This is a genomic window from Mesorhizobium kowhaii, assembly GCF_042431665.1.
Classification (GTDB): domain Bacteria; phylum Pseudomonadota; class Alphaproteobacteria; order Rhizobiales; family Rhizobiaceae; genus Mesorhizobium; species Mesorhizobium kowhaii.
The window spans coordinates 1-8492 of record NZ_JBHLYT010000256.1 but is presented as its reverse complement, the minus strand read 5'-3'; the positions used below and the strand labels follow the sequence as shown (position 1 = coordinate 8492).

Sequence of the window (8492 nt, the reverse complement as noted above, 5' to 3'; positions counted from 1 at the left end):
GGCACCACGACCGCGACCGTTCTGGCGCAGTCGATCGTCCAGGAAGGCCACAAGGCGGTTGCCGCCGGCATGAACCCGATGGACCTGAAGCGCGGCATCGATCTCGCCGTCACCGAAGTCGTCGCCCACCTCACCAAGAACGCCAAGAAGATCAAGACCTCCGAGGAAGTTGCCCAGGTCGGCACCATCGCCGGCAATGGCGACGAGTCGGTCGGCAAGATGATCGCCGAAGCGATGCAGAAGGTCGGCAACGAGGGCGTCATCACCGTCGAGGAAGCTAAGACCGCCGAGACCGAACTCGAAGTCGTCGAAGGCATGCAGTTCGACCGCGGCTATCTCTCGCCCTACTTCGTCACCAACGCCGAAAAGATGGTTGCGGATCTGGAAGACGCCTACATCCTGCTGCACGAGAAGAAGCTGTCCAACCTTCAGGCCATGCTGCCGGTTCTCGAAGCCGTCGTGCAGACCTCGAAGCCGCTGGTCATCATTTCGGAAGACGTCGAAGGCGAGGCCCTGGCCACGCTGGTCGTCAACAAGCTGCGTGGCGGCCTGAAGATCGCCGCCGTCAAGGCGCCGGGCTTCGGTGATCGCCGCAAGGCCATGCTGGAAGACATCGCCATCCTCACCGGTGGCCAGGTCATTTCGGAAGACCTCGGCATCAAGCTCGAGAACGTCGGCCTCAACATGCTCGGCCGCGCCAAGAAGGTGTCGATCTCCAAGGAGAACACCACCATCGTCGACGGCGCCGGCAAGAAGGCCGAGATCCAGGGCCGTGTCGCCCAGATCAAGCAGCAGATCGAAGAGACCACCTCGGACTACGACAAGGAAAAGCTGCAGGAGCGTCTCGCGAAGCTCGCGGGCGGCGTTGCGGTGATCCGCGTCGGCGGCGCGACGGAAGTCGAAGTCAAGGAAAAGAAGGACCGCGTCGATGACGCCCTCAACGCGACCCGCGCGGCCGTGGAAGAAGGCATCGTTGCTGGCGGCGGCGTCGCCCTGCTGCGCGCTTCGCTGAGCATCAAGGCGGTCGGCGCCAACTCCGACCAGACCGCTGGCATCGCCATCGTGCGCCGTGCGCTGCAGGCTCCGGCCCGCCAGATCGCGGCCAACGCCGGAGCTGAAGCCTCGATCGTTGCCGGCAAGATCCTCGAGAACAAGGACGCGACCTTCGGCTACAACGCCCAGACCGGCGAATACGGCGACATGATCGCCATGGGTATCGTCGATCCGATGAAGGTCGTGCGCACCGCTCTCCAGGACGCGGCCTCGGTCGCCGGCCTGCTCGTCACCACCGAAGCCATGATCGCGGAGGCTCCGAAGAAGGAGTCGGCTGGCGGCGGCATGCCTGGCGGCATGGGCGGCGGCGGCATGGGCGGCATGGGTGGCATGGGTGGCATGGACTTCTAATTGACGAATGTTCCCGAAAAGTTGCAGACTTTTCGGATAAGATCATTCGCAATGAGAACTCCATAAAGCACGCCATCAACTGACAATGCTCAACCCGCAAGCGGGTTTGAGGGGCAGCCTGGATTTCTAATCGAACCCATTCAGCCTTCAGATACGAAAAAGGGCGGCAGCGATGCCGCCCTTTTTCGTTCTGCAAGGCCCATGCCGCGCGATGCTTGCGTCGAGCGCCCCTGTCAGCCAGCGCCAGCTGGCACCGAAGCGTGACGAAATGCGCCGAACACGCCGTGAATGACGAAACCGAGAGCGGATTTCCTTCATGCAGGATTTCTGCCCACGCGACCGCGCTCCAAGGCGCCTCAACTGATCGAACCAGGCCTTGTCCGTAACACCGACGAAGAGACGGGCCATGGCCTAACCTCTCAGCTCCGCCCTGTTCTGAAGCGCCGACCCCTGGCACTCCACATGGCCAGCTCCGCAGTCTGCGAACCAACCACTGCGGAGCACAATTCCATGTCGTCGCCCTCGCCCCGCTCCGTTCACTTCGACGTCCCTACGCATCCCACTTCTGTCATTTCGCGAGCGCCCGCTCGAGATCTGATAGCAGCTTTTCGCGCCGGCCCTTGGAAAGTTTGGCCAAGTTGTCGACCTTCCAGCGCACTGCCGGCAGTTCCGCGGCTCCGGGCACACCAAACAAGCTCCAGTCAGGTTCGCCGGCCTTGAAGGATAGGAGAAGACGCCGGTGCTCGGCAGGCATCTTGCCAACGACCTCGGCGATTAGAGCTTCACGAGCATCGTACAACGCTTCCAGGGTCACGGGCTCTTCCGTCATGCCAGCAAATCCAGCGTCAAACTCCCGGCGCAGGTCTTTGCGCGTCGGCGCCAAAACCTCCGCCAGCGGCCTGTTGTGGCTCAGCATGTACACAATGAAGGCGCGCCGCAGCTCATCGGACACGCCCTCATTCGCGAGCAGATCCCTGACGTCAAACAGATCTCGCGGATGCTGCCGATCCAAGGCCGCGACTATCTTGCCGGCATAGAGGTCCGGGAAGGACACAACAGGCACCTCGGCATAGCCGAAGAGCTCTTCAACTCGGTCGCAAACCGCCCGCGTTTCGGGCGCGTAAACGCAGCCACGAATGACAGGCGTCACCTCGATCTTGATCTGTACACTGTCGGAGGCAATCAGCACCTTTGTGGCAGCGCCATCACTGTGCAGCGGCACTACCTGGGTGCGGCTACGCGGCACATTCTTCCCTATTCGACCAGCAATGCGTCGTATCGCAGCGTCGATATTGGCGAGGGAAGTCGCGCGATCCTCGACCGGCAGATAGGCCAGATCGATATCGACCGACAGGCGCGGAAGGTTTCTGACGAAGAGATTAATGGCCGTGCCACCCTTCAATGCAAAGACAGCCTCCTCAGCAACGAGTGGCAGGACCCGAACGAGGAGGCTGACTTGCGCGCGGTAAGCCTCAGACGCCGGCATCGAGTGTCTCCGGCACAGTGATCTGATACTTGCTGTCCAGCCGACCCCCGACCACGATCTGGCGCTTGCCACGACCAAGGTCGATACGTTTGAGATCGAGCCGGCCGAACCACGGATGGGCGTGCCGCTCGGCGAACCAGAGAAACAGTCTCTTCACCTTCACGGAGCCGCATGCTTCCAGCACTGCCTGAACCCGCTTCGGGCTCAGAGTGCGAACCGACTCCATTAGAACGTCCGCTTGATGGAAGGTCTCCCGGAATGGGAGAAGGTCAAGAAGCTCGCAAAGTGCTCGCTCCGGCGCGGAGACATCGAGCTCCCATCCCCAATGTCCCCATACAATGCGCGTCCTTCCAGGTGCGTCGGCATCGAAGAGCTTGTCTGCCTTGTGTTCGACGAACTGAGCGTCGGTCTGTATCCGCTGGACCCAGCCAGGCAGGCTGCCATAGGCATAGAGGTGGATTTTAGGCTTGCCCGAAAAGCGGTGGTAGTGGGTCAGGCCCTGCAGTTCGAGGGCGCTGCGGCCGCCGACATGCACGGCTTTGTCGAGAAGTCGCTGGAGCGAGATCATCACGCGCTGCCAGGCCATGGTCTGCTCGACGTTGCCGATCGGTCGCTGATAGACGCCGCGGACGACACCTTCGAGCCAACCCTGCGCCACGTATTTTTCACGCCACTGCCGACGGTAGCCGTATTCATCCAGCCAAGCAGTATCGACCACTAGCCCCTCGGGGAGCAGGCGATGAAGCTGGTTTATTTTTTCGTTTTTTCGACCTATCATTGGTAGGGGAAAATAACACGAGTCCAAACCGCCAGGCAAGTTCGGAGGTTCGTATTTTCGACCCATCAACGGTAGGCATAAAGGCGCAATATTCAAACCACCAGGGCAAAACGCATCTGGAGGAGGAAATGCCGACCTTTGAACATGATGCGATCCAGCAAAGACGGAGACGACCTATTGACGCGACCGGCCTGTCGTTCCACCGCCTTAAAGCTCATCGGCGGCCAGGTCGCTGATTGGAGGGGAGCCCAGCCACTGAAACGTCTGCCACACACCCGGATCCTGCAGGCCGACAAGCGTTATGATTTGGACGCGACCCGCCGCCTGATCGAAGCCCCGCGGCCATCGCGCCAAAGGCGGCCGGCGATGGCAGAACTGCCTCTCGCCTGTCCTCTACCACGACCGAAACGCCGTCGAACGCATGTTCTGCCGGCTCATTGCGATACGATGCGAGCCTCTTGCCGTCAAATTACCCAGCGGCGGTCTGCACCGCTGCGATCGTCGGCCTTGGTTATGAGTCCGGGCCCTGGATCTAGGCCCTGAAACCCGTCTGAACCTATCAGGGGAGTGAATGACGACCATAATTACAATCAATTTTACCTCTGTCGCGCTATGGCGAAGCTTGCTCGGCGATCCCAACGTTCCGAGGAACGGCAGGCGCGGCCAGCGGCGGAATGGTGTTGATCTGTTTGGCGTACGCTATGGCGATCCGTCGCATCATGTTGGAATTCAGTGCAAGCTCAGGGCGATGGACAAGTTCTCACGGAGGATGAGGTCCGCGACGGCATTCGCAAGCCACGTGGGGGTTGTCGGGACACCCTTTCTGCCCCTTTCGCACGTTTTGCATCTTGAATGTCAGAAAAAGATAGCCTATTTTCTGACGCATGAAAACGGCCATGACATCAGTTCCCGATCGGGTCATGCGCCGCGCCCGCGCCGGCGGGCGTGGCGGTGTTTTCACGCCCAGCGACTTCCTCGACGTCGCGGGGCGCGCTGCTCTCGATCAGGCCCTCTCCCGCTTGGTCAAGAGTGGAAAGCTGCGCCGCCTGGCGCGTGGCCTCTATGACTATCCGAAGGTCCATCCGAAGCTGGGCCAGCTTTCACCGGCTCCCGACGATGTCGCGCGTGCGCTCGCGCGGGAGACTGGTTCAAAGGCGCAGATCGCCGGCGCGCACGCCGCCAATGCGCTCGGCCTCTCGACGCAGGTTCCCGCAAAGAGCCTTTATTTGACGGACGGGCCCTCGCGCCGGATCGTGCTGGGTAAGCGCGTGGTCGATTTGCGTCACGCTTCGCCCAAGCATCTGATCGCACCGGGCAGTCCTGCCGGAACAGTCGTCCAAGCACTTCGCCACGTCGGGCCGGTGCGGGCCGCCGATGTGGCTCAGCTCGCCGCGCGCCGGCTGTCGGCCAGCGACAAGAGGCTACTCGCGTCCAACGCAGTTCAGGCTCCCGCCTGGATGCGTCCGACACTGATCTCGATCGGCAACACAGCGTCGAACGCAGCGAATGGATAAGGTCGCCCTTCTACCGCCGAGTGATCGGGCAGCGCTTTTTGGCGAAACTGGTGCCGGGCGCGGCGTCGCCAACACGATCATCGAGAAGGACTTCTGGGTCTGCTGGACCTTGAAACGATTGTTCGGTCTTCCGGAGGACGCCGCAGCCAGCCTAGTCTTCAAAGGCGGAACGTCCCTGTCCAAGGCCTTTGGCATCATCCGCCGTTTCTCCGAGGACATCGATTTGTCCTTCGACCGGGCCGATCTCGGCTACACAGGTGATCGCGATCCAGAAAAGGAGGGCATCAGCCGGAAGAAATCAGGTCAACTCATCGACGACCTGGTGGGAGATGTTGAGAAGCATATAGCCGACAAGCTGCTTCTTGCCCTTCGTTCCGCGATCGTCCAAGAACTCGGCGAACCGCAGCACGACGAGTGGTCGTTAGCGATCGATGAAGCCGACGCGCAGACACTGAACTTCCACTACCCAGTAGTGCTTCCGACGGCCGAGTATCAAGGCATGGCGTACATCACGCCACGGGTTAAGCTTGAGCTCGGCGCCCGCGGCGATCCATGGCCCGCCGAGAAGAAGGTCATTCGCCCCTACGCGGCCGACGATTTTCCCGATTTCTTCGAACATCCGGATACGACCGTCACGGTCCTGTCTGGATGGCGCACCTTCTGGGAAAAAGCCACTGCCTTGCACGCGGAAGCCCATCGTCCGGCAGAGTGGGCGACCCCGCAATATTTCTCGCGCCACTACTATGACCTCGCCATGATGCTCGACTCCGACGAGGGCAAGGCTGCCGCCGCTGATCTCGAGCTGCTGGCAACCGTGGCAAAGCAGAAGGCGACATTCTTTCGCTCGGGCTGGGCCAATTACGATACGGCGCGCCCAGGCACTTTGCGGCTGATGCCAAGCGAAGCCCGGATCAACCGTCTCAGAGCGGATTATCGGGCAATGGCGCCGATGATGTTCGATGACACCTCGCCGTCATTCGACGACATTCTTTCCAGAATTGAGAAATTCCAGGGGACCATCAACAGGTAGGCGCACGATTTGCCGAGAACTCCAAACTGACTGTGCGCGAGAAACCATTCAGCCGACACGATCATCGCTGCCAACGAGCTCATCAGGCCTGGAGCGTCGCCTGTTAGCCGCAATATGGAAAACCGAAGACGAAGATCCTGCTAGCGTGGAATCTGCGCTCGCGGCCTTCCTCACGAGGCTTCTGCCCTGACTCGAAGACATCACCTGGAAAGCAAGCTATGTACAATCTTTTTGTCTCGGGATGGTCAGACCAGTGGAAAGGCGATCCCTGTGTGCTTGATGCCAGCCGCTGCGTCCGCCACCATGAATATACGGACGAGCAGATCGCCGATCAGTATGGCTCGCTCGACCAAGTGGCGCTGAAGGAGCTGAAGCGCCTGCCCTCTATCTTCGCCTACGAGGCTGGCTGTAAGCTCGACCCGAAATTTGGCCTCATTCGCGAGGTCACCGTGCGCCGCGGCCAGGTGCGGATCGAATACGAGATCATCCCGGTCGATCCGTTCCTCGCGGCGGCCGATTTCGATTCCCTTAGTTTTGAGCTGGACATCGGCAACTGGGAAATGAACCGCACCCATTGGGCAGTCAAGGACGTGAACCTGCCCAAGGAACTGCACGCCGCACGCGGCATCATGCTGCCGTCATGGACCCGGCAGGCAGGGCGGGCCGTGGACATTACCCGGCACAATTTCGATGTCGGCCTCTCCTTCCCCGGTGAGGCGCGTCGGCTGGTCGAAGAGGTCGCCCGCGAGCTTGAGGCGCGCATCGGCCCCAACGCCTATTTCTACGACAACAATTACGTGTCCCAGCTCGCGCGGCCCTCGCTCGACACCCTGCTCCAGGACATCTACCGCAACCGGTCCAAACTGATCGTCGTCTTCCTCGGTGAGGACTATCAGCGCAAGGATTGGTGCGGCGTCGAGTTCAGGGCCATCCGCGAGATCATCATGGCGCGCGAGGATCAGCGCGTCATGTTCGTGCGCGTCGACGACGGCGCCGTCGACGGCGTGTTCCGCACCGACGGCTATGTCGATGCGCGCCGCTTTTCGCCCGCCCAGATCGCCCAGTTCATCGCCGAACGCGCGGCCCTCATTGCCTAGCCGTCCAGCGCGGTTGCCGGCAGCGCGACGCAGCAGCGGTCGACTAGGACATGGCGGCGCTTGGGCGCGCCGGGATCGGTGAGCCGCGGCGTCGCCGAGATAATGGCCACCTTCCAGCCCGACAGTCCCGGCTGCGGCGCCTGCATGACGACCGACAATACGGAGCCCGCGACGCTCGAGCTCGGCCACGCACTTCAGAATGTCGTTGTAGAGATCGCGCCGCCCGCGATCCGATCGCCTGCGCAATCCGATCGAGCGCCTCGTCGCTGACCTTGTCACCGCGTTCGACACGTTCGAATGTGGACAGGGACACGCGCGCGAAGTCGGCCAGCGTCGTGGCCTTCCACTGCTTGAGATGCCGACCCCAGCGCATCATCATCGCGACGAGTTCGATGGCCGGGGCCGTGGGGACAGAGCTGGCTCCGCAAAATCGGACAGTGGCATAAGTGGATTTTCTGCCTGAGATTGGCGAGGATTCTCGCCGGGAATCCGGAGTTGAGATGACGAAGAGAAGCCGCCGGACGCATCACCGGCATTCAAGGCGAAGGTGGCGTTGGCCGCGGTAAAGGGGGAGAAGACGCTTTCGGAGCTGGCGCAGCAGTTCGACGTTCACCCGAACCAGATTACGACCTGGAAGACCCAATTGCTCGAAGGCGCCGCGGGCGTGTTCGGGCAGGACAAGGCGGGTTCGAGCGAGGCGCCGGTCGATTTGAAGGCGTTGCACGCCAAGATCGGTGAGCTGGCGCTGGAGAATGATTCTTTGTCCGGCGCGCTCAGCAAGGCCGGCCTGCTGAGCGCAAAGCGATGATCGACCGCGACCACACTCTGCCTGTGGTGCGTCAGGCGAAGGTGCTGAAGCTGGCCTGAGTAGTTCCATTCAGGATGGAACTGATCGCTTGTGATGTCGAGGCGCTTCATCTCGGCATTGCTGACCTTGACACCCTTCTGGTAGCTGCGCGTGTTGAGTGCGCTCTCGACTTTGAGACCGGCCTTTGTCGAGGTGGCGCCGATCAGTTCGACCACTGCTATGCGATCCGTGAGTGGCCGGCCGCGCCAGTTCTGCGTGATGTGGCAGAACAGGTGTTGATGGCTTTTCAAAAGCGCGTCTAAACGACGACAAGCGTTTGGTGCTTGTGGACGGAACAAAAAGGCGGCCTTTGCAGGCCGCCGAGTGTGGAGGATG

At 61.3% G+C, this 8492-nt stretch carries 7 protein-coding genes and 2 pseudogenes; 5 read left to right on the top strand and 4 right to left on the bottom strand.

Features of this window, described 5'->3' with window-relative positions; genetic code table 11:
• Nucleotides 1-1404, top strand: a 1404-nt coding sequence (gene groL, locus ACFFNA_RS41100) for a chaperonin GroEL (protein WP_378926227.1), incomplete at its 5' end; no start/stop codon positions are given.
• A 568-nt stretch (nucleotides 1405-1972) separates the two neighbouring features.
• Here groL and ACFFNA_RS41095 read toward each other — a convergent pair.
• Together ACFFNA_RS41095 and ACFFNA_RS41090 are read right to left on the bottom strand one after the other, a co-directional pair.
• A complete protein-coding gene (locus ACFFNA_RS41095) occupies nucleotides 1973-2890 on the bottom strand; it encodes a nucleotidyl transferase AbiEii/AbiGii toxin family protein (RefSeq protein WP_378926225.1) in 918 nt (305 codons plus the stop codon).
• Complete coding sequence (locus ACFFNA_RS41090) at nucleotides 2877-3668, bottom strand: type IV toxin-antitoxin system AbiEi family antitoxin (protein WP_095090283.1); 792 nt, start codon at nucleotides 3666-3668, stop codon at nucleotides 2877-2879. Before ACFFNA_RS41090 ends, ACFFNA_RS41095 begins: the two co-directional genes overlap by 14 nt.
• 884 nt (nucleotides 3669-4552) lie before the next feature.
• Here ACFFNA_RS41090 and ACFFNA_RS41085 point away from each other — a divergent pair.
• The 3 genes from ACFFNA_RS41085 (at nucleotide 4553) to ACFFNA_RS41075 (ending at nucleotide 7309) form a co-directional block, all read left to right on the top strand.
• Nucleotides 4553-5182 carry a DUF6088 family protein gene (locus ACFFNA_RS41085; RefSeq protein ID WP_378926223.1) on the top strand — a complete coding sequence of 210 codons (630 nt, stop codon included), beginning with the start codon at nucleotides 4553-4555 and terminating at the stop codon, nucleotides 5180-5182.
• 109 nt (nucleotides 5183-5291) lie between these two features.
• On the top strand, nucleotides 5292-6212 hold the full coding sequence (locus ACFFNA_RS41080; protein ID WP_378926221.1) for a nucleotidyl transferase AbiEii/AbiGii toxin family protein: 921 nt from the start codon (nucleotides 5292-5294) through the stop codon (nucleotides 6210-6212).
• A gap of 218 nt (nucleotides 6213-6430) precedes the next feature.
• Nucleotides 6431-7309: a toll/interleukin-1 receptor domain-containing protein gene (locus ACFFNA_RS41075; RefSeq protein WP_378926219.1), complete on the top strand. Its 879-nt coding sequence runs from the start codon at nucleotides 6431-6433 to the stop codon at nucleotides 7307-7309.
• Here ACFFNA_RS41075 and ACFFNA_RS41070 read toward each other — a convergent pair.
• Complete coding sequence (locus ACFFNA_RS41070) at nucleotides 7306-7467, bottom strand: hypothetical protein (protein ID WP_378926217.1); 162 nt, start codon at nucleotides 7465-7467, stop codon at nucleotides 7306-7308. The two genes, ACFFNA_RS41075 and ACFFNA_RS41070, sit on opposite strands and share 4 nt — an antisense overlap.
• 342 nt (nucleotides 7468-7809) lie before the next feature.
• On the opposite strand from ACFFNA_RS41070, the pseudogene ACFFNA_RS41065 reads away from it, so the two are divergent.
• Nucleotides 7810-8173, top strand: a pseudogene (locus ACFFNA_RS41065) (transposase); the annotation flags it as partial.
• On the opposite strand, the pseudogene ACFFNA_RS41360 reads toward ACFFNA_RS41065, so the two are convergent.
• Nucleotides 8174-8492 (bottom strand): annotated as a pseudogene (locus ACFFNA_RS41360) (ISAzo13-like element transposase-related protein); the annotation flags it as partial.